Source organism: Marinococcus halophilus, assembly GCF_900166605.1.
GTDB lineage: Bacteria > Bacillota > Bacilli > Bacillales > Marinococcaceae > Marinococcus > Marinococcus halophilus.
The window spans coordinates 541,963-561,585 of the sequence record NZ_FVZD01000005.1 but is presented as its reverse complement, the minus strand read 5'-3'; the positions used below and the strand labels follow the sequence as shown (position 1 = coordinate 561,585).

Below are 19,623 nucleotides of genomic sequence, written 5' to 3'. Positions count from 1 at the left end.
GAATTTTCATGAAACAATTACGCAGGAATTGCAAAGCACCCGTCTCTTTGTCATATTAAACAAGAGAGACATAACTACAAACGGAGGCTGACTATGGATCAATTTATCTTTTTTCAACCAATTTTTCAGGAACGTATCTGGGGCGGAGATAAATTACATACCCAGTTTCACTACGATATCCCCTCATCTTCGACCGGCGAAGCCTGGGTATTTGCCGCCCATCAAAATGGTTCAAGTGTCGTAGCAAACGGCTCCTATGCGGGTAAAACACTCATGGATCTCTGGCAGGACAAAAGGGAGTGGTTCGGTTCACTTAAAGGCGACCGTTTCCCGTTGCTAACAAAAATCCTTGATGCGGCTACGGATCTCTCGGTGCAGGTGCATCCTGATAACCAGTACGCCGCCGCTAACGAAAACGGCGAATACGGAAAGACCGAGTGCTGGTACGTGATTGACTGCAATGAAGATGCCGAGCTTATACTCGGCCACAATGCCGACAGCCGCTCGGAGGCTACCGAACTCATCGCCGCCGGCGAATGGGACGCTTTTTTACGGAAGGTCCCGGTAAAACCCGGTGATTTTGTTTATGTACCAAGTGGCACGATGCATGCCATTGGCGAAAGCGTGCTAATTCTGGAAACCCAGCAGAACTCAGATGTCACTTACCGCGTCTATGACTATGACCGGACCGACAGTGAAGGAAACAAGCGGGATCTTCATCTGCAGCAGGCGCTCGACGTTACGCAGTTTCCTCACGAAGATGCCAAGGTGGAGCCTTCCATGGAATCTGACGGCGAGGCAGAAGTCACCACATTTGTGGAAGAAGACTACTTTTCCGTTTACAAATGGGATGTACACGGTACAGCTTCCTTCACGTGCGAAGCACCGTTTCTGCTCTGCAGCGTCATTGAGGGCAGTGGTACAGTCGATAACCTGGTCGACAACGCGCCCATCCAAAAAGGTGATCATTTTCTCGTCCCGAATCACGTGACCGACTTTACGATTGACGGCAATGTAACCTGCATCGTCTCCCATCCGAATGCTTCGCTTCAATCCTGATAAGTACAAAAAACCACCTTCTGCGTGCCGGAAGGTGGTTTTGTTATAATGGAAAAAACAAAGATTGGCGGCGATACTATGAACGTATTCCCTCTACTGTATACTCCGATCATGCAGCCGGTGGAAAAGCATTTCCTCCATGCGCTCCGGCAGAAGCATCTTCCGTCCCTGAACGGCCACGTACTCGAAATCGGATCCGGTCCCGGCGCAAGTTTTCCTTACTACCGGGCTGCCACCAAAGTAACGGCCATCGAGCCAAATGACCGGATGCGCCTGCTGTCTCTGCCTGCGCAGCTACACGCACACGTCTCGATTCGCACGCTCGGCGCTTCGGCTGAACGACTGCCTTTCGAGGACAACGCCTTTGACAGCGTCGTCTGTACGCTCGTGCTCTGCTCTGTGGAAGACCCGGTCCGGGTGCTGCAGGAATTGAAGCGAGTATGTAAACCCGGCGCCACAGCCTACTTTCTTGAACACGTCCAGATGGCCCGCCCTGCCGCAGCCCGGCTGCAGCGCAGTATAACACCGGTATGGAAGCATTTTTGCGACGGCTGCCATCTTGATCGTCCCACGCATTCGTATATTGAACAGGCTGGATGGAGCATTACCCACACGGATGCTTATTTGCAAGGGTTCCTGCTTTCCATGCAGGCCGGCCTCCCTTTAGGACCGTCATCCTAAAAACAACATGCCGTATATGATAGCAAAAACAATAACCAATGCGGGGTGCAGCTTCGTTTTTTCAAGCAGCAGGTAGCTTGCCACAAGCATCCCGGCTGTCTGCCAGCCGCCAGCACCATCCCAGGCGCTGGTGAAAAACTGCAACGTTAAAATACCCAGCAGCACACCGATGACCGGGCGGACATAGGCAGTGAGCCGTTTTACCTTTGGCGAGTTCCGGTATTTGTATAAAAAGCCCATAAGCACCACCATTAAAATTAGCGAGGGGGCGACAGTGGCGAACAGGCCGGCAGCGAGCCCCGGCCACCCCGCGACTTCATACCCGATGTAGCCGGCCATTTTTGTGGCAATCGGCCCGGGCAGGGCGTTACTGATAGCCAGTACTTCACTGAATTCACTCACACTCATCCATTCGTACCGATTCACCACCTCGTGCTGAATAAGTGGAATAGACGCCGGTCCGCCCCCGTAGCCAAGAATGCCTGGAATAAAAAATGCCATAAAAACCTCTAAGTAAATCATGCGGAGGCGTCCTCCTCTCGTTTAGCAGCATCCTTCTGCATGAGCGCGGCAATCAGAAGCACGGCGATGATGATCGCCGGATGCACACCGAAGACTCCCAGTACTACAGCGGCTCCGATAATAAAAAGAATCGTTTTTCCCCAGCCCAGGTCACTTCCGGATTTTTTAATAAATCCCCACGTCAGTACTCCCATCAGCACCGTCACCACCGGGAGCACTCCGTTGGCGAGTCCGTTTACCCACGAGGAATCGCGGTACTGCGACAAAATGCTGAAAAACAAAATCATTAACAGTGCGGTGGGAGCAACGATTGCTGTCGCTCCGTTCAGCGCCCCGAGAACGCCGCCCCGGCTGTAACCGATATAACCGGCAAGCTTGGTGACGATCGGCCCCGGGAGCGTATTGGCAATCGCAAGCGTATCGCCGAATTCTTCGGCAGTCATCCATCCGTAGTGCTCCACCACTTCTTTTTGCACAAGCGGAATCGACGCCGGTCCTCCTCCGTAGCCAAAAATACCGACCCGGAAAAAGGCCAGAAAAATTTTCCACTGCATCCCTTTCCACCTCTTCTCTCTTTATTACCAGGCAGCTATGCTGCCGTCTGTGCGTGATTCACTGCCCCCACAGAGCACCCCGGTTTCCGGATCTCTCCAAATAATCTGGCCGCGGCCAAAGCTTGAAGACTCTGTTTCTATTTTTACCGTATGGCCTTGCCGGCTCAGCGCCTGGGCCGTCGCTGCAGAAAAACCAGGCTCCACGGTGATCAGGGTGTCCCGCTTCCACTGCCACCGCGGAGCGTCCAGGGCGGCCTGTGGATGAAGGCCGAAATCAATGGTATTCATGATCATCTGCATGTGGCCCTGGGGCTGCATGAATTCCCCCATGACTCCAAACGGGCCAACAGCTTCGTTTCCTTTCGTCAAAAAGCCCGGAATTATGGTATGGTACGGGCGCTTGCCGGGCATCAGCCCATTGGCATGCTTTTCATCCATGGAAAAATTATGCGCCCGGTTGTGCAGAGCGATACCGGTCCCCGGCACGACCATCCCCGAGCCGAATCCCATGTAATTGCTCTGGATAAACGACACCATATTGCCTTCCCCATCTGCGGTCGCGAGATATACCGTGCCGCCGTTGTATGGGTCCCCTGCTTCAGGAACCTTCGCTTCGTCTCCAATTTCACTTCGCCGGGCCTCTCCATAAGTATTTGCAAGCAGCTCTTCAGTAGTCCGGGACATGGCCTCCGGCTGGGCAACGTATTTCTTCCCATCCACAAACGCAAGCTTCATCGCCTCCATCTGATGGTGAAAAGTATTGATGCTGTCGCGCTCCTGAAAGTTATATCCCTTTAAGATGTTCAAGGCCATTAAAGCAACAATGCCCTGGCCGTTCGGCGGCATTTCCCAAACGTCATAGCCTTTGTAATGAACCGAAATCGGCTCCACCCATTCCGGCTTGTACAACGCCAGGTCCTTGGAGCGCAGATAGCCGCCCTGCTCTTTCAGGTAAGCGTCCATTTTTTTCGCCAGGTCCCCGCGGTAAAAAGATTCTGCCTTTGTGTCAGCAATTTCCTTTAACGTGGATGCATGCTCACTGGAGCTCCACAGCTCCCCTGCCTTTGGAGTGCGTCCTTCCGGGGCGAATATCCGGCTCCAGTCGGCAAATACAGTTGGATCAAGCTCCTCTTCCAGCGTTTGAAAGGCAGAATTCCACAGCGTGGCGAGTGTAGAAGCCACTGGGTAGCCTTCCTCAGCGTAAGCAACAGCCGGGGCGATTAACTCAGAAAAGGGAAGTCTGCCAAATGCCCGTGACAGCTCCGCCCATGCGGCCGGCGCCCCTGGCACGGTAATAGGCACCGGGCCTCGTTTTGGCATTTCATCGTAGCCGTCTTTATACATTCCGTCGATGGAAAGTGCCTCCGGCGCATAGCCGCTGGCATTCAGGCCGTGAAGCTCACCATCCAACCAGACAAGCGCGAAAGCGTCGCCGCCGATGCCGTTGGATGTCGGCTCGAGCACGGTCAGGCTAGCTGCCACAGCAACGGCCGCATCCACAGCATTGCCTCCTTTTTTTAGAATGTCGAGCCCCACCTGGGAAGCGAGCGGCTGCGAGGTGGCAATCATGCCTTTTTTGCCGTACGTTGGTGTGCGATAGGATGCGTAAGGATGATGGTGCGGATCAAATGAAATCATAGTAATCGCTCCCTTTTATGAATCAATGTTTTGAAGATGACGGGCAACTCGCTGGACAAATGACAGCAGCCGGCGGTCATCGTGCTGATTGGCTACAATCGAAATGGAGATAGGGGCTTTTCCCGGCCGTTCCACTGGAATCGTAACCTGCGGAAGCCCGCCAATACCGGCAATACAAGTCAGCTGCATTGTGCGCTTCCGCACTTCCTGGATCTCGTTCTCCCCGGCCTGAATTTTCGGTGCCGGCCCGGGGACAGTCGGGATGACCATCACAGTGTCCTGCCCGAGCCGCTGCTGTACTTCGTTCTGCAGTTCCTGCCGTTTTGCAAATATATGGAGATAGTCCTCCCGCCGGGTGCCGGCGGCAAACGCGAAACGCTCCCGCACACCGGGCCCAAAGGCCGGCTGGTGCTTATGGATCCACTCCCGGTGCGTTTCCCCAACCTCTACTGCCTGCTGCAGCCGGAATACTTCAGCCCATTCGGCGAGCGAATCTTCAGCCAGCTTGTTTTCATTCAACGTTTCTGCCTGGGCCTGCACTGCGGAAAATACTTTTCCAAGCGCCTGCTTGTATTCATCAGCGTATTCTGCCCACGCTTCTTCCTCCCACCAGACAGTCCGGTACGGCGTTTCTGTGTCCCCTGATGGCAGCAGCGCGTTTCCAACCTGCTGTAAAGCATCAGCGTCCCTACTCATCCAGCCGATCGTATCAAAGCTTGGAGCGAGCGGCACGACGCCCTCCATCGATACGGCTCCATGTGTCGGACGGATGCCGTAAAGGCCGCAGTAGGCCGAGGGGACGCGCACTGATCCTCCAGTATCAGTTCCAACCGCAAAATCAACGCTGCCGGCCGCTGCCGCTGAAGCCGATCCGCTCGAGGAACCGCCCGGAATTGCCTCCGGGTCTGCCGGATTGACCGGCATGCCGTAATGGACATTGTCACCGTGCAGGCTGTACATTAATTCGTCGCTGACCGTTGTGCCGGCAAGAGCCGCTCCGTTCCGTAGCAGGCGTTCAATTGCCGGTGCAGTAAAAGGATTCTCCGGGTGGCTCTGAAGCCATTCTGGATGGCCCGCAGATGTTTTCTGTCCGTAAATCGCGAATACGTCTTTAACTGCAAATGTATATCCGGAAAGAGTTCCGCCCATGGCGGGCTCGAGCCGAAGCTCCTTATTCATAAATGCTTCCTTGTTATTCATTTGCCGCATCCTCCTCGGAGATAGCCTGAATGATGGCTTCAGCTGTTTTTTTAGCGTGCTTCCCGTTTAGCTCCAGGAGCTCATCACGTTTATTTTCCTGCAGCAGGGTCAGCATCTGCTTGTGTTCCTTTTGAGATGTATGAATGGAACGCACGTCCGACTCGATGTTTGTATAGATGTTCATATATGCCTCAATCCGGCTCCATACGTATTCGAGGGATTTCATCAGCGGCTCGGAGCGGGACGCTTCGTACCATACCTGATGAAACAAACGATTCTGCTTCCGCCACTTCACCGGCTCCAGGGCATACCGGTCCATTTCATCAATTCGTTCCTGCAGGCTGTGCAGGACGGCTTCATCTGCCTGCTCAAAGGCCCAGCCGACGGCCAGTTCCTCGAGTTTGTTACGGATAGCAAACAGCTCCCGGACTTCATTGGCAGACAGACGACTTACATAAAAGCTTCGTTTTTCTTCAAACAGAAAGCCCTCTGTTTTCAGCGTCGTAATTGCCTCGCGCACTGGCATTGTACTCACTCCGAAATCCTGGGCGATCTGGCGGATGGTTACCTTTTGTCCGGGTTTTCGCTCACCCTGAATAATCTGCTGCTTTAACAGCTTATATACTTCTGTACGTAATGTAGACACGTGCAAGGACGATAAATTCACGGCAATCGCTCCTTTGTGATCTGTGATCACAAACATTTTTTATAATTCTAGCAGAAAAATCATTTTCTGCAAACTAGTTTTTGGTTTACTTTCACCGCGCTTGTCCTTCATATTAAAAACAGAAGCTCAAGGAGGACGATACCATGACAACACTAGTAACCGGAGTAAGCCATGACCGGGGGATCGGCGCTGCCGTTTGCCGCCTGCTTGCTGAACGCGGGGAAAATATTATTTTCACGACCTGGGGCTCAGACATCGACTGGGCGGCGGAATTCAAGCTTTCTCTCGAAACGCTCGGCATCGAAATTTATTATATTGAAGCCGATTTCTCCAACCCGGAAGCGCCGGACGAGCTCATCGACCAGCTGAACGAACTGCCGCTATTTCCGACGGCGCTTGTGAATAATGCCGCCTATTCTGCTAATGACAACTACGAACGCCTGGACGGGGAGTCGCTTGATCAGCATTATTACGTCAATATGCGTACGCCATTTCTGCTTACTACAAAAATCGCCCAGCGGTGGATTGATTTTGGCATCAGCGGAAAAGTTGTAAACCTGACCTCCGGCCAGGATCTTGGCCCGATGGTAAACGAAATTGCCTACGTCTCTACAAAAGCCGCAGTGCGGGCCTTTACCGAATCGCTGGCTGCCGAACTTGCCCCGCATGAGATTAATGTGAATGCCGTTAACCCGGGCCCGACCAATACCGGATGGATGGACCCCGCCATGGAAAAAGAGCTGTCGAAAAAATTCAGCAAAGGACGAATCGGACAGCCGGAGGACGCAGCCAAAGCAATTGCCTTTCTGCTGTCAGACGAAGCGGACTGGATCGTCGGCCAGGTCATTCATTCTGAAGGCGGCTTCCTGCGCAGCTAGGAGCCGCACGAGGGAGGAGGCTCGGTGTTGCTACAGGATGCAGCGATTTTAATCGAACGTCATTTAAATAAACATTCTACGCTTTTCTCTTTGTCCAGCTTCGGAGCCTAACCGCTCGGGGTTACTTTCCAGCCGGTTTCGGGCAGCAGGCTGCCCTGCACGTCCGGGAAGTACCTGTCGCGGTTGAGCAAGGCTCCTACGCTTTTCTTTCTGTCCAGCTCCGGGTGTTACCATCTCCGTCCGTTCGTGATTTCAGAGCGTTTGCGACTTCGTCTCAATCAGCCTGAAACCGACGAGCCGTCGGAGATGGTGACCAAACACCCTACGCTTTTCTATTCACCTTGCACAATGTTTCATTTGTTAACTTTGTTCAGGTTGTCTATATTAATTTGAAAGCGTTTTCGTTAATATAAACACCAGATAACATAAACTTCTTCAAAAGGAGCGAACATATTATGGCTGGTATCCGCATGAATCACATTACAAAAAAATACGATGGTGACGTTACAGCAGTAGACGATTTTAATCTTGATGTCGAGGACAAGGAATTTATCGTTTTTGTCGGTCCTTCCGGGTGCGGGAAATCCACGACCCTACGCATGATTGCCGGGCTTGAAGATATTACGGACGGCGATTTATACATCGGGGATGAACGCGTGAACGACGTTTCTCCTAAAGACCGCGACATTGCAATGGTATTCCAGAACTACGCCCTGTATCCGCACATGAACGTATACAACAATATGGCCTTTGGCTTGAAGCTCCGTAAATTCAAAAAAGATGACATTGATCAGCGTGTGAAAAATGCAGCCGATATCCTTGGGCTGACTGAATACCTTGACCGTAAGCCAAAAGCACTCTCCGGCGGTCAGCGTCAGCGTGTAGCTCTTGGCCGTGCCATTGTCCGTGACCCTAAAGTATTCTTGATGGATGAGCCGCTTTCCAACCTCGATGCAAAGCTGCGTGTGCAGATGCGTACAGAAATTATTAAACTTCACCGCCGCTTAAACAGTACGACAGTTTATGTAACACACGACCAGACAGAAGCCATGACGATGGCAACCCGTATCGTTATTATGAAAGACGGTGTTGTGCAGCAGGTCGGCTCTCCTAAAGAAGTATACGACCATCCTGCGAACGTTTTTGTAGGCGGTTTCATCGGCTCACCGGCAATGAATTTCCTGGAAGGAAAAATTAATGGTACCATTCTTGAGCTCGGAGAACACAAGCTCGAAATTCCAGAAAGCAAAATGCAGATTCTGCGGGACCAGGGCTTTGAAAATGAAAAAGTAACCTTCGGCATTCGCCCGGAAGACATCCACCACGTGATGGGCGGAACGACATCGTCGAAAAACAAACTGAACCTTGATATCGAAGTGTCTGAAATGAACGGGGCTGAATCGATTCTTTACACAAGCGTTAACGGCAAGCAGGTTATTGCCCGCGTGGACGCCAACAGCAGTATTCAGGCCGGCGATAAACTCGACCTTTTCTTCAACATGGACCGCTGTCACTTCTTTAATCCGGATACTGAAGAAGTGCTGACGCCAGAACTAAAAGAACTATCCGCTACTCAGTAAAGCAAACTTCAGCACCTGTCCTATTTGGGGCAGGTGTTTTTTTATATTTTTGTACTTTTTTTAAATTCAGGCGCCAGTTTTATGTTTCTGGCTGTATAATGAAGGGAACCTGTACAAACGTCTTGATTTTCGTTTATTCCTTATTAAGAAAAGAGTGGTGATCGTAAAACATGTACCAATACAAATGGTTTCGTGTCTGTTTAGGAATATTAGTCGTTTTAGCTATTGCTTTTATGGCCCGGCAGGTAGAGTATATTTTTCATCCGCTGTTTGTTTTGATTGGAACGCTGGCAGCTCCTGTCATTATTTCTGGTATTTTGAGCTACTTGTTCCGTCCATTTGTCGTGCTTCTTTCCAAGTACATACCCCGTTCTCTCTCTATACTGCTCTTGTATGCTGTGCTTATCGGCCTGATTGTGCTGGTAGTTAATTTAATCGGACCGATTATTGCCAGCCAGTTTAACCAGCTGATTAATCAGATCCCTGTTTATTTCCAGCAAGTGCAATCCTTTATTATGAACAACCAGAACCATCCGGCTGTCCAGCCTATTATGCAAGGAAATAATATTTCTATGGATTCAATCAGCTCTCAGCTTCAGAATTCAGCCAGCACTATTACCGATTCCCTAGTTTCTACCATTGTGACGGTAGGAAGCGCTATTGTCAGCTTTTTTGTCGTACTATTTGTTATTCCGTTTGTGCTTTTCTATATTTTGCGCGAAGGGCACAAGCTCCCGGGCTTTATGCTGAAATTTGTGGATCGCGACCACCGTCCGGAAATTCACAAAATTATGCAGGACATGGACCGGGCGCTTGCCAACTATATTCAGGGACAGATTACTGTCAGTTTCATTGTCGGGATCCTCTCCATGATTCTTTTCTGGATTATCGGCCTCGATTACGTGCTTATCCTGGGTATCATCTGCATGCTGACCAACCTGGTTCCGTTCGTCGGTCCTTTCATCGGCACTATACCAGCCGTGGTCGTTGGTTTTTTCCAGTCGCCTCTTACAGCTCTTATCGTTATTCTTGGTGTCATAGTGGTCCAGCAACTTGAGTCTAACCTGATATCGCCGCAGGTGATGGGCCGAGCCTTAAAAGTCCATCCGGTTACCGTCATTTTTGTCCTGCTGTTCGCAAGCAGCATGTTCGGACTTCTCGGATTAATTTTGGCCATCCCCGCTTATGCTCTCCTAAAAGTGGTCGTAACAAACCTGTACTGGATTTGGAAAATAAATCGGCGCGGAAAAAAGCATCGCGGCGAAGAAATGATTTAACTGAAAAAGCCGGCAGCCGCATTATTTTGCGAACTGCCGGCTTTTTGCGCCGTAATTTTTAAAACCAGCCGAGTCCAAGCTGCATTGAACCCGCAATAGCAACCCCGTAGATTACAATACTCGTACCGGTGGAGAGAAACAATGTCCGCTTTGACATGCCGATGGCTTTGGCAATAACGGAAATGGCCCAGACGCCTGCAATAGGCGCCAGCAGCAGGATAACCCATCCTCCGTACTGCTCAATATTTCCCCGGAATCGATTGGCAGCTAACTTCTCCATCCAATTGGAAAAGAATCTGATTCGTTTCAACTGGCTGTAAAAAAACGTCACAGTCGGCACCGCCATGAAGTTTCCTACGGCCGCCCACAGGACAGCTGATACCGGGTCAAAGCCTGCCCCCATTGCTACAGGTACGGCAATATAAATTTCAAAAAGTGGAAAAAACCCCATAAACCAAGCCAATGAAGCCATCAAAATATATTCCATTATTTCTCCCCCTTCCTTACCGAAATTTCATACAAAAATTATTTTAGCACGCGTTATTTCGGTTGGGAAGCGAAAAAAACTATCAAGATCAAGTTAACTCTTTGTATGTCATTATATGTGCTTTTAACTAAACATAACTTGAGATACCGGAAAAATTGCAAAGCCTTTCACTATATACAACTACTTGTAATTTTATTACACACTTTAGCCAGCAGAGCTTTTTTCGATTAATCGCTTGTAAAAAAACGTCCTGATTGTCTATTTTTTAACGATTTTTCAAGGAAAAAGAAGTGAAAACAGGTAAATAGTCCTTTCATATGCATATTCAATACTTTTCTAATGTTCTCACTATTCCTATGACTTAAAATCACTTATATGGCAGTATTTTTCTTTTTGTTCCTGCACTAGAAAGCCTCTGTATATTCAGCTAAAAAGATAGGCCTTTATTCTTGAAAAAAGGACATCCCTCACGGTCACACATTTTATGGCCAGCGTCTTCCTTTTTGTTCCAAAACAGTGAAGTGTTGATATTAAAGCATTTGCAGCCCTTATTTTAGAACAATATTACAAACTTTCTTCACATTTGTTGTTTTTTTACTGGACTAGAGATTTCTTGCGTCCAGTCATCTGTAATTAGAATTGTTACTTATTTAGCATTTCTTCCGTTTTTGGATCGTGGTACGGTATACGTAACAAACTTTTCCTTTCGACAATGGTGTAAAAAGTGTTAAGGGAGGCGAATGGCAGTGCCGGAAAAAAATGAGACGCTTTATGTGGAATTGCTTGAATCTTCTGATGATCCGCATCAGAGCTTCATGGATCTGTCCCGTACGATCCTCGATCAGGGCGTCGATTCGGAGAAAAAAGTGGAAGTGATGCGAAGACTTCTGCAAGCTTATGACAAAGTATCGCGCAGGTACAAAACCGTCATACCGCTCCGTAAAGTAACATAAATAGAGATATAACAGGGGGAAGCCGGCATACTTGGGGATGCCGGCTTTTGTTTATCTGTTTTAGCAAATCCGTACTTGCAGGGTTGAAACGTTTGGCCCTTGTTATTATGCAAGTCTGGCTGCGGCTGCTTTTACTGCCCGGATGATGCCGCTGTAGCCCGTACACCTGCAGATGTTTCCCGACAGGCCGTCCCGTATCTCTTCATCGCTCGGGTCCGGGGTTTGTTTCAGCAGGGCCTCTGTGGCCATGATCATTCCCGGTGTACAGTAGCCGCACTGAAAGCCTCCTTCGTTAATAAATGCCTCCTGCACGATACTACAGCGCTCCTCTGTGCCTATACTTTCAATAGTTGTTACTTCCTTTCCTTCCACCTGATAGGCAAGCAGCAGACATGAGCTGGTGAGCTGGCCGTTCACCCAGATTGAACACGCACCGCACCTTCCGATACCACAGGAAATTTTCGTACCTGTTTCGTGCAGCTGATCCCTTAACATATCAACGACCCGGGCCAGAGGAGAAGCATTAACACTCACCTGCATCCCGTTAAGGTAAAAAGTACACACATTTACTCCCTGCCGGTGTTCTATCCCCCGGGCATCTTTTCTGGTTTGTTCCAAGGCAGAAGCCCCCTTTGCTGAATCTGATGTAGTATCCACTCTCTTGAGACGGGAAGCTTTTTTGGCCGGGCGCCAATTGCCTGGTAAATAGCTTCAGCGATGGCCGGCGCCACGGCAATTGTTCCTATTTCTCCTACGCCTCTAGGTCCGTATGTGTCCCCTTCCATTACTTCTTCACGCGGCTTTACTGTCACGTTATCCGGCAGATCCTTTACTCCCGGCATTAAATACGTATCGAAATTTTCTGTCTGATAGCGTCCTTCTTCCATCACGGCGTCCTCCATCAGCGTGTGCCCCAGCGCCATGATGCCGCCGCCTTCAATCTGTCCCCTGTACCCCTGCGGATACACAACCGGCCCGGCGGACACCGACTGTTTCAGGTCAAGTACCCGTACGGCGCCGGTCAAAAGGTTCACTTCTACCTCTGCACTCACGCCGCCGAAGGAATACAAATAATGACCGGAGTCAATTTCATCCGGCGTCACTGGAAAATCAAACGAGGTATGCGTCTCAATATCTCCGGCCTGTACATACTCCGCCAGCGCTTTGTAGCTTAAAAAGAGCGAAGACTCTGTGCCGCTTTTATGGATGCCCCCTGCACCCAGGTACAAATCCGCCGCTGCGGTCCCGGTTACCCTGGATGCTTCAGTCAGCAGCTGCCTGCTAAATAAGGCCTTCATGTTTTCCACCGCTGTCCAGATCATCCCCGTGCCTCGTGAAGCAGTCGTTGAACCGGAAACCGGTACTTTGCTTGTATCACCGATCGTGATTTCAATATCTTCGTCATTACAGGAAAAAGCCTCTTTCATCACCGTTTCAATCACGGCTACAATGCCCTGTCCGCATTCCTCAAAACCAAAAGCAGCCTCGAGCTTGCCCTCCTTCGTAAGCGCGAGCCGTCCACCAGAAGGGTCCAGCCGTCCGTAGCCAAGACCGCCTCCATGCATGGAAACAGCGCCTCCCCGGCCGTTTTTTAACCACGGGGGTTCTCCCGTATTACTTAGCGGCAGCTGCTGCCAGGCGGCAACGTCATCAAGCACCATCTTTCCGCCATCCGTCGGAGCGATTTCCTGCCCAAGCGGCCCGGCATCTGAAGGTTTCCTCATATTTATAAAACGCAGCTGTCCGCCTTCCATTCCAAGTTTTTCGGCCAGCCGGTCCATCTGTCCCTCAAGCGCAAACGTCACCTGGTTGCCGCCAAATCCCCGGAACTCTCCAGCTACGCCGTTATTCGTAAACACGGAAACGCCGGTCGTCTTAATATTTGGGATTGGATACAGCCCGCTGGCATGTTCGACAGCAAATTCCAGAATGGCCGGACCGAGCGTGGCATACGCCCCGGTATCAGCATAAATTGTCGTTTCGTGCGCGAGTACGCGTCCGCTTTCATCTGCCCCAGTCCGCATCGTAATCGCCATTGGGTGGCGCTTTAGTCCCGCCCGTACCGATTCTTTCCGGGTGTTATGCACTTGGACCGGCCGGCCGGTTTTCAGGGCCAGCAGTGCTCCGTACGGCTGCAGGTTCAGCTCATCCTTGCCGCCGAACGAGCCTCCGATCGGACTCGAAATGATGCGTATTTTCTCTTCCGGAGTGTCCAGAATTCTTGACAGCTGAAAACGATCTTTGAATCCGTGCTGAGTAGCCATGTACACGGAAATGCCGCCGTCCTGTCCTGGGACTACCACTCCACCTTCCGTTTCCATATAGCCGTGCATCTGGCGGGGCAGCTGATACGTTTCTTCAACAATACAGGTACAGTCGGCAAAGCCCTGCTGCAGATCGCCGCGTGTATAGAAAGCTTCATGCAGAATGTTGCCCATTTCGTGCAGCTGTTCCGCTCCGGGACTCAGGGCTTTTTCGACAGAATCAAGTACAGGCAGCGGCTCGTATTCCACTACGACAGCCGCCAGAGCTTTCTCTGCTGCTTCGGCTGACTCTGCTGCTGCAGCGGCTACCGCATCGCCCGTATAGCGCACTCTGTCTTCACAAAAAACGGGCTGGTCCGGCATAACGATACCAAAGCGGTTTAACCCCGGCACGTCTTTATGAGTCAGCACTGCATAAACCCCCGGGATTGCTTCGGCCGCTGACGTATCAATATTTTTAATACGGGCGTGCGGGTGCTTGCTTCTCATCACCTTGCCAATCAGCATATGGTCTTCAAAGCGGTCGGTTAAATATTTCAACGAGCCGGTTACTTTGGGCTCAGCGTCCGGCCGGCGCTGGTATTCTGGCTGCTTCATACGTTATGCACCCCTCCTTTTTCTGCATTATCTTCGAGCCACAGGCGGGATAAAAATAAATGGGCAGCTGCCTGCAGGCGGTAGCTCCCTGAAGAAAATGGTTCATCCCCCGGTTGATAATCAGCTTCAAGCGCCTTAAAAAACGCTTCCGGCGTCCACCCGGACTCGGCCACACATGCTTCTGCACGGCGAAGCCTCACCGGAGCGTCTTTTCCACCCACTAGCGCCAGCCTTGCTTTCCAGCTTCCGCCTGCCTGCCTGCGGGCGCAGCCGCTTACAGCAAGAAGCGAAGCGGTAAATGCTTCCCGGCGGCCGATTTTTTCAAAAAAATGAACATCGCCCCCACTGGCTTCTGGCGTTTTTGGCAGCAGAACAGCCGTTAATAGGAATGTCCCTTCATAGGAAGCCGCTTCTTCCACTGGAAGGCGGGCATACGACCTGCCATTCCAAACTTCGAGCTCTGCCTGCAGCGCCATTAGTGCCGGCAGCGCATCTCCATGACCATACATAATATTGCCGCCCATGGTGCCACGCGTGCGTACAGCCGGAGCAGCGATCTGCCGCAGCGCTTCTCCGAGTATTTCCCGGGAAATGTAAGGTTCCTGTATTAACTCTTCGAGCGTCATACAGGCGCCGATCCGCATGTAGTTTTCTTCCTCGTGCACAGACGTTAGCTCCGAAACCTGTTCAAGTGCAATTATATTTCCGGCAAATGCCGTCCCTTTTTCCCGCTCGATCTGCCGCCACGTGCCTCCGGCGATCCATTCCACGTCAGGAAAATATTCCTCGTACAATGCAAAAGCTTCCTGCACTGTTGCCGGCATCCATACAACCGGCATTACTGATTGATTTGCAGCAGCCATCTGTATTCCTCCTCAGTGTCGACGTCGAACTGTTCCAGGTAACGAAAGCCCCCATACGGATGCCCCTTCCATACATACGCTTCCCGTAGAATGGAAGCGGCCCCGCGGTCGCCCTCCACACTCTGCAGTGCAGCAAACATCTGTTGTTTGAACAGCATAGGCGGCTGGTAATGCCGGCCGGTCCACATGCCTGTAAAATCGCAACTGTGCGTCTGGGCCTGCGCGATCAACCGGTCGATCGTTTCAGCTTTCAAACCGGGCTGATCAGCAAGCACCACCAGAACCGCCTCTGCTCCGAGGCGCACCGCTTCATTCATGCCAGCACGAAGAGAATACGCCTGTCCTTTCCTTGCCTGCGGGCTGGCTGCTATACGCACAGGACTTTTGCATCGTCCGAATATTCTGTCATCTATCCATAAAGACTGATTTGTTACGACAATCACTTCGTCCACGCTGCTTGTTAACACCTGCTGCAGCGCACTGCTTCCAAGCGTTGTGCCCTTCCACGGCTTTTCCAGTTTATTATGTCCCATGCGGGAGCTCTTCCCCGCAGCTAAATAAATGACTGCTGTTTTCATGCCATCACCTCGTTAGCTGTTGCGCTATTCTGAAGGGCAATCAGCTGTCCGACCACGCTCACCGCAATTTCTTCAGGTCCTTCCGCCCCGATAGATAAACCGATGGGAGTTGTAATAATCTCCGGCAGCACCTCTGTCTGCAGCAAGCGTTTCGTTCTCGTCTTTGAACCGAGCACCCCAATATAGGCCATCGGCTCCTGCAAAAGATGAACCAGTGCTTCTCTGTCCCTTTCAAAGTGATGGGTCATGACTACTGCCATGTCCCCATTGCGGAACGCTGTGCTCCTCCACCATTCATCGGGGAAACCAGGTATCTGCCGGGCCTCCGGCACTTCGTTTTTCACAGCGTCCAGATAGGCCGGACGCCAGTCAAGCACCGTAACCTCGTACCCGCACCGCATAGCCATTTGTACAAGCGGACGTGCATCCGGGCCGCTTCCGAAAATAAACAGCCTTGGCTTCGGGCGGATCGTCTGGACATATATTTTTTCGCCTTGACCATCTGAAATAGAGCTTCGGCCACTCCCGCGTTTCATACCGGCGGCCTGTGCAGCCAGCTTTTTTGCCTGCTCGTCCGGCTCTTCCCCGCAAACGAACCAGCCGCCGCCGGCGGCCGCAGTCCACCTAAGCACCATTTTTCCCTGATTCACGGCAGCGTGCATACGGCGCATCGAAGTAGCAAGTGCTTTCGTTACCGGTTCAAGCAGCACTTCAATCACTCCGTTGCATCCAGTGCCCTCTCCCCAGGACAGCTCCCTGTATCCCCGCATATCATATGAAACCGCCTGGGGGCCCTTGGCATGCACGTCTTCGATGCGGCATTGCAAATCCCCTTCAAGGCATCCCGAACTCAGCATGCCGACAGAGCTGCCATCTGCCTTTAACAACATAGTCGTGCCTTCTTTCCGGTATGCCGACCCCTCCACATTCCTGATCGTGGCCAGCACTTGCTTTTCTTCTGCAGAGAGCTCCGGAATAATATCATGCAAGTGGTCCATATCTTTCACTCCTTTTATAAAAAAAGCCGGAGAAAGGCACAGGCGGCTGTTCCTGTGTTTCTCCGGCCTCTTCATCCCCGTCTAACAGGAATCAAGCTTCCGTCTGGATAGAAAGAGAAGAACCGCCGGTCTACAGCAGGCCTTCTTCTTAACTGTTTGTATTTATTCTACTTCTATCCCGACCGTCTGTAAGGAAAGATGTCATGTAATCTAACGCTCTTTTTCATTTAGATAGATCACTGTCGATGCGGCGCCTGAAGCTGGGTCAAAATCCTTTAATACAGTGCGTACCGGCAGCTCCATCTCCTTTACCAGCAGATGGTGCAGCCGTTTTTTGAATTCGTCCACGAGCGCTGCGTCCACCTGTTCTGCCAGTGCCCTGTTGCCCTGTTCGAGCGCACGAAGGGCGGGCACACGCTTGTGTTCCGCGAAAATAATACACTTGTTTTGTAACAGTTCCACCTTTAACGTTTTTACTCCCACCTCGTACATCTCCTGGTTCACCCTGTTGTACAACTGAGCAATTTGCTGTTTTATCCATTTTTCACTTTCAAACTGCTTTTCCCACACGTTTAACCCTTCCTTTCACTCACGCTTAATTATAACGGATCATGTGTTTCCAGCCTATTTTCATGAAAAATTTTTTAACAAACGAGTTAATGTCTAGTAGTTTTGAACTATTTTATGTCCTGCACCTACTGTTATGCAACAATTTTGGATTTTTTCTGACATTTTTGATTGACGGAAGCGCTTTCATATTATAAGTTTAATTTGTCTCCTTCCTTTCTGTTGTATTTCGTTGCTGTCGATTCTTTGATCCCATTTACGCTAACTGCATTTTATTTGAAAAAGGAGGAAAAAATATGGCTGTTAAAAAAGAGTCTGGAGCAACCGACGAAACCTTTACTTCCGGAGGCGGAGTGAAATACTCCGAAGCCGTCGAAAACCCTGCGTTCAAAAAACTCATGTCGAAAAAGAGAAAATTCATTGCTCCCTTAACGGTGTTCTTTCTGCTATTTTACTTATCTCTTCCTGTTTTAATAATCACCTCAGACGTACTCAATAATTCGGCGATCGGACCGATTACCTGGGCCTGGATACTTGCGTTTGCCCAGTTTGCCATGACCTGGACGCTCTGTATTCTCTACGTACGCAAATCTGCAAAATTTGATAAAGATGCCGAAGCTATCATCGAGGAAGAAGAACGCAAAGCTAAGGGGGATCATTCATGAATGCCACGGTCATTATTCTATTTCTTGCAATAGTCAGCCTTACCCTCGTAATAACATACTATTCAGCGAAAAAAACGAGCTCGGCCAGTGATTTTTATACAGCCGGCGGCGGACTGACCGGCTGGCAGAACGGCCTCGCGATTTCCGGGGACTACTTATCAGCCGCTTCCTTTCTTGGGATTGCCGGTGCCATTGCGCTATACGGCTTTGACGGCTTTCTTTTCAGTATCGGCTATCTGGTAGCCTACCTCGTCGTTATGTTTGTGGTCGCTGAACCGCTCCGTAACCTCGGCCAGTACACGCTTGCGGACATGCTGAATGCGCGCTTTGATGCGAAAAAAATACGCGGCGCGGCGGCTTTCAGTACGATCACCATCGTCATTTTTTACATGATTGCCCAGCTTGTAGGGGCTGGTGCATTAATTCAGCTGCTGTTTGGCATCCCATACCTTTGGGCCGTTATTCTGGTAGGTGTGATGATGACTACCTATGTACTGTTTGGCGGCATGACTGCTACCAGCTGGGTACAGATTACGAAAGCTGTACTACTCATGATTGGTACATTGATTATTTCCATCATGGTGCTGTGGCAGTTTAACTTTAACGTCATTGCCATGTTCCGGGAAGCAGGCCAGGCGACACCGGCCGGAACGAACTTCCTGAATCCAGGCCAGCAGGATAAACTGCCGCTGGATTCGCTATCCCTGATGGTGGCGCTTGTGCTCGGTACAGCCGGCCTTCCACATATTCTGATGCGCTTCTTTACTGTTAAAGACGCGAAAACAGCCCGCAGCTCAGTTGTTACTGCTACATGGATTGTTGGTATCTTTTATATCCTTACAGTCTGCTTAGGCTTTGGCGCTGCAATTTTTGTTGGCCGTTCGGACATTATCGCTGCCAACCCGGCCGGTAACATGGCCGCACCGCTTCTCGCCCAGGCCCTTGGCGGTGATCTGTTGTTCTCCTTTGTCTGTGCCGTAGCCTTCGCAACGATCCTCGCCGTTGTGGCAGGGCTCGTGCTTTCCGGAGCCAGCGCCTTCGCCCACGACCTGTACGGACAAATTATTAAAAAAGGGAAAGTAACCGAGCGCGAGCAGGTAGTCGCAGCCCGTACCGCTTCCCTGACAGTTGCTGTTCTTTCCATTGCGCTGGCAATTTTTGCCCAGAATTTAAACGTAGCCTTTCTCGTGGCACTCGCCTTCTGTGTAGCTGCCAGTGCGAACCTGCCGGTAATTGTGTATACGATTTACTGGAGACGCTTTAATACAAACGGCGCCATCACCGCGATTGCGGTCGGCCTGGTCAGCTCGGTCGGCCTGGTAATTATCAGCCCGAACGTTATGAACCCGGACGGCAGCGCATTTATCGCCGCCCAGGCAATTTTTCCGCTCACGAACCCGGCCATCGTATCCGTGCCGCTTGGCTTTCTCGGCGGCTGGATTGGGACGCTTGTTTCCAAAGAAGCGCAGTCCGGACGCTATGACAAAGTACTATTCAAAGCCAATACCGGTTACCGCGAATACGATCTGCAGGGCCGGGCCATCAAAAAAGACGAATAGTCCCATACAAAAAGCACCGGAGCGCTCCGGTGCTTT

20 protein-coding genes are annotated in these 19,623 nt (G+C 50.8%); 8 read left to right on the top strand and 12 right to left on the bottom strand.

The features are described from left to right. Positions 1–93 precede the first annotated feature (93 nt). Together manA and B5066_RS05160 are read left to right on the top strand one after the other, a co-directional pair. The gene (gene manA, locus B5066_RS05165) at positions 94–1,059 is read left to right on the top strand and encodes a mannose-6-phosphate isomerase, class I (RefSeq protein WP_079474876.1); all 966 of its coding nucleotides are present in this window, start codon (positions 94–96) and stop codon (positions 1,057–1,059) included. 48 nt (positions 1,060–1,107) lie between these two features. Continuing rightward, positions 1,108–1,740 (top strand): class I SAM-dependent methyltransferase, encoded by a 633-nt coding sequence (locus B5066_RS05160; protein ID WP_079474875.1) that lies wholly within the window; start codon positions 1,108–1,110, stop codon positions 1,738–1,740. On the opposite strand, the gene B5066_RS05155 is transcribed toward B5066_RS05160, so the two are convergent. Genes B5066_RS05155 through B5066_RS05135 form a run of 5 tightly spaced genes read right to left on the bottom strand, consistent with a single transcriptional unit; the run spans position 1,732 to position 6,321 of the window. After that, positions 1,732–2,262, bottom strand: coding sequence for a chromate transporter (locus tag B5066_RS05155; RefSeq protein ID WP_079474874.1), 531 nt, complete (start codon positions 2,260–2,262; stop codon positions 1,732–1,734). The genes B5066_RS05160 and B5066_RS05155 overlap by 9 nt on opposite strands. Next, entirely contained in the window at positions 2,259–2,816 is a 558-nt protein-coding gene (locus tag B5066_RS05150; protein WP_079474873.1) for a chromate transporter, read from the bottom strand. Before B5066_RS05150 ends, B5066_RS05155 begins: the two co-directional genes overlap by 4 nt. 24 nt (positions 2,817–2,840) lie before the next feature. After that, complete coding sequence (ggt, locus tag B5066_RS05145) at positions 2,841–4,454, bottom strand: gamma-glutamyltransferase (protein WP_244897347.1); 1,614 nt, start codon at positions 4,452–4,454, stop codon at positions 2,841–2,843. 15 nt (positions 4,455–4,469) lie between these two features. Beyond that, on the bottom strand, positions 4,470–5,654 hold the full coding sequence (locus tag B5066_RS05140; RefSeq protein ID WP_244897346.1) for an amidase: 1,185 nt from the start codon (positions 5,652–5,654) through the stop codon (positions 4,470–4,472). Beyond that, on the bottom strand, positions 5,647–6,321 hold the full coding sequence (locus tag B5066_RS05135; RefSeq protein WP_179124034.1) for a GntR family transcriptional regulator: 675 nt from the start codon (positions 6,319–6,321) through the stop codon (positions 5,647–5,649). Before B5066_RS05135 ends, B5066_RS05140 begins: the two co-directional genes overlap by 8 nt. Before the next feature lie 143 nt (positions 6,322–6,464). Between B5066_RS05135 and B5066_RS05130 the strand changes: the two genes are divergently transcribed. From B5066_RS05130 to B5066_RS05120, 3 genes are all read left to right on the top strand, one after another. Continuing rightward, positions 6,465–7,199 carry an SDR family oxidoreductase gene (locus B5066_RS05130; RefSeq protein ID WP_079474870.1) on the top strand — a complete coding sequence of 245 codons (735 nt, stop codon included), beginning with the start codon at positions 6,465–6,467 and terminating at the stop codon, positions 7,197–7,199. 455 nt (positions 7,200–7,654) lie between these two features. Next, entirely contained in the window at positions 7,655–8,779 is a 1,125-nt protein-coding gene (locus tag B5066_RS05125) for an ABC transporter ATP-binding protein (RefSeq protein ID WP_079474869.1), read from the top strand. Positions 8,780–8,949: 170 nt separating this feature from the next. Beyond that, positions 8,950–10,056: an AI-2E family transporter gene (locus tag B5066_RS05120; protein ID WP_079474868.1), complete on the top strand. Its 1,107-nt coding sequence runs from the start codon at positions 8,950–8,952 to the stop codon at positions 10,054–10,056. Between the two features lie 58 nt (positions 10,057–10,114). Here B5066_RS05120 and B5066_RS05115 read toward each other — a convergent pair whose 3' ends face one another. Beyond that, positions 10,115–10,543: a small multi-drug export protein gene (locus B5066_RS05115; protein WP_079474867.1), complete on the bottom strand. Its 429-nt coding sequence runs from the start codon at positions 10,541–10,543 to the stop codon at positions 10,115–10,117. Positions 10,544–11,289: 746 nt separating this feature from the next. On the opposite strand from B5066_RS05115, the gene B5066_RS05110 reads away from it, so the two are divergent. Next, entirely contained in the window at positions 11,290–11,496 is a 207-nt protein-coding gene (locus tag B5066_RS05110; protein WP_143745397.1) for a hypothetical protein, read from the top strand. Positions 11,497–11,601: 105 nt separating this feature from the next. Here B5066_RS05110 and B5066_RS05105 read toward each other — a convergent pair whose 3' ends face one another. The 6 genes from B5066_RS05105 to B5066_RS05080 all read right to left on the bottom strand — a co-directional run bounded on the left by B5066_RS05105 (position 11,602) and on the right by B5066_RS05080 (position 17,366). Next, positions 11,602–12,036, bottom strand: a complete 435-nt coding sequence (locus B5066_RS05105; RefSeq protein ID WP_079475069.1) for a (2Fe-2S)-binding protein — start codon at positions 12,034–12,036, stop codon at positions 11,602–11,604. Between the two features lie 44 nt (positions 12,037–12,080). Further along, entirely contained in the window at positions 12,081–14,357 is a 2,277-nt protein-coding gene (gene pucD, locus B5066_RS05100; protein ID WP_079474865.1) for a xanthine dehydrogenase subunit D, read from the bottom strand. Further along, positions 14,354–15,220: an FAD binding domain-containing protein gene (locus B5066_RS05095; protein WP_079474864.1), complete on the bottom strand. Its 867-nt coding sequence runs from the start codon at positions 15,218–15,220 to the stop codon at positions 14,354–14,356. Before B5066_RS05095 ends, pucD begins: the two co-directional genes overlap by 4 nt. After that, positions 15,196–15,798 carry a nucleotidyltransferase family protein gene (locus B5066_RS05090; protein WP_079474863.1) on the bottom strand — a complete coding sequence of 201 codons (603 nt, stop codon included), beginning with the start codon at positions 15,796–15,798 and terminating at the stop codon, positions 15,196–15,198. Before B5066_RS05090 ends, B5066_RS05095 begins: the two co-directional genes overlap by 25 nt. Continuing rightward, positions 15,795–16,796, bottom strand: a complete 1,002-nt coding sequence (locus B5066_RS05085) for an XdhC family protein (RefSeq protein WP_179124033.1) — start codon at positions 16,794–16,796, stop codon at positions 15,795–15,797. The genes B5066_RS05090 and B5066_RS05085 overlap by 4 nt, the downstream gene beginning before the upstream one ends. 210 nt (positions 16,797–17,006) lie before the next feature. After that, the gene (locus B5066_RS05080; RefSeq protein ID WP_079474861.1) at positions 17,007–17,366 is read right to left on the bottom strand and encodes a Na-translocating system protein MpsC family protein; all 360 of its coding nucleotides are present in this window, start codon (positions 17,364–17,366) and stop codon (positions 17,007–17,009) included. Positions 17,367–17,659: 293 nt separating this feature from the next. Between B5066_RS05080 and B5066_RS05075 the strand changes: the two genes are divergently transcribed. Beyond that, positions 17,660–18,028: a DUF485 domain-containing protein gene (locus B5066_RS05075; protein WP_079474860.1), complete on the top strand. Its 369-nt coding sequence runs from the start codon at positions 17,660–17,662 to the stop codon at positions 18,026–18,028. Next, positions 18,025–19,587, top strand: a complete 1,563-nt coding sequence (locus B5066_RS05070; protein ID WP_079474859.1) for a solute symporter family protein — start codon at positions 18,025–18,027, stop codon at positions 19,585–19,587. Before B5066_RS05075 ends, B5066_RS05070 begins: the two co-directional genes overlap by 4 nt. The last annotated feature ends 36 nt before the right edge of the window (positions 19,588–19,623 follow it).

Bases quoted from the DNA above. Each gene is read 5' to 3' on its own strand.
- ggt (WP_244897347.1), bottom strand. From the start codon at position 4,454: ATGATTTCATTTGATCCGCACCATCATCCTTACGCATCCTATCGCACA.
- manA (WP_079474876.1), top strand. From the start codon at position 94: ATGGATCAATTTATCTTTTTTCAACCAATTTTTCAGGAACGTATCTGG.
- B5066_RS05105 (WP_079475069.1), bottom strand. From the start codon at position 12,036: ATGCAGGTGAGTGTTAATGCTTCTCCTCTGGCCCGGGTCGTTGATATG.
- B5066_RS05150 (WP_079474873.1), bottom strand. From the start codon at position 2,816: ATGCAGTGGAAAATTTTTCTGGCCTTTTTCCGGGTCGGTATTTTTGGC.
- B5066_RS05095 (WP_079474864.1), bottom strand. From the start codon at position 15,220: ATGGCTGCTGCAAATCAATCAGTAATGCCGGTTGTATGGATGCCGGCA.
- B5066_RS05140 (WP_244897346.1), bottom strand. From the start codon at position 5,654: ATGAATAACAAGGAAGCATTTATGAATAAGGAGCTTCGGCTCGAGCCC.
- B5066_RS05160 (WP_079474875.1), top strand. From the start codon at position 1,108: ATGGAAAAAACAAAGATTGGCGGCGATACTATGAACGTATTCCCTCTA.
- B5066_RS05090 (WP_079474863.1), bottom strand. From the start codon at position 15,798: ATGAAAACAGCAGTCATTTATTTAGCTGCGGGGAAGAGCTCCCGCATG.
- B5066_RS05155 (WP_079474874.1), bottom strand. From the start codon at position 2,262: ATGATTTACTTAGAGGTTTTTATGGCATTTTTTATTCCAGGCATTCTT.
- B5066_RS05125 (WP_079474869.1), top strand. From the start codon at position 7,655: ATGGCTGGTATCCGCATGAATCACATTACAAAAAAATACGATGGTGAC.
- pucD (WP_079474865.1), bottom strand. From the start codon at position 14,357: ATGAAGCAGCCAGAATACCAGCGCCGGCCGGACGCTGAGCCCAAAGTA.
- B5066_RS05130 (WP_079474870.1), top strand. From the start codon at position 6,465: ATGACAACACTAGTAACCGGAGTAAGCCATGACCGGGGGATCGGCGCT.
- B5066_RS05085 (WP_179124033.1), bottom strand. From the start codon at position 16,796: ATGGACCACTTGCATGATATTATTCCGGAGCTCTCTGCAGAAGAAAAG.
- B5066_RS05120 (WP_079474868.1), top strand. From the start codon at position 8,950: ATGTACCAATACAAATGGTTTCGTGTCTGTTTAGGAATATTAGTCGTT.
- B5066_RS05075 (WP_079474860.1), top strand. From the start codon at position 17,660: ATGGCTGTTAAAAAAGAGTCTGGAGCAACCGACGAAACCTTTACTTCC.
- B5066_RS05070 (WP_079474859.1), top strand. From the start codon at position 18,025: ATGAATGCCACGGTCATTATTCTATTTCTTGCAATAGTCAGCCTTACC.
- B5066_RS05115 (WP_079474867.1), bottom strand. From the start codon at position 10,543: ATGGAATATATTTTGATGGCTTCATTGGCTTGGTTTATGGGGTTTTTT.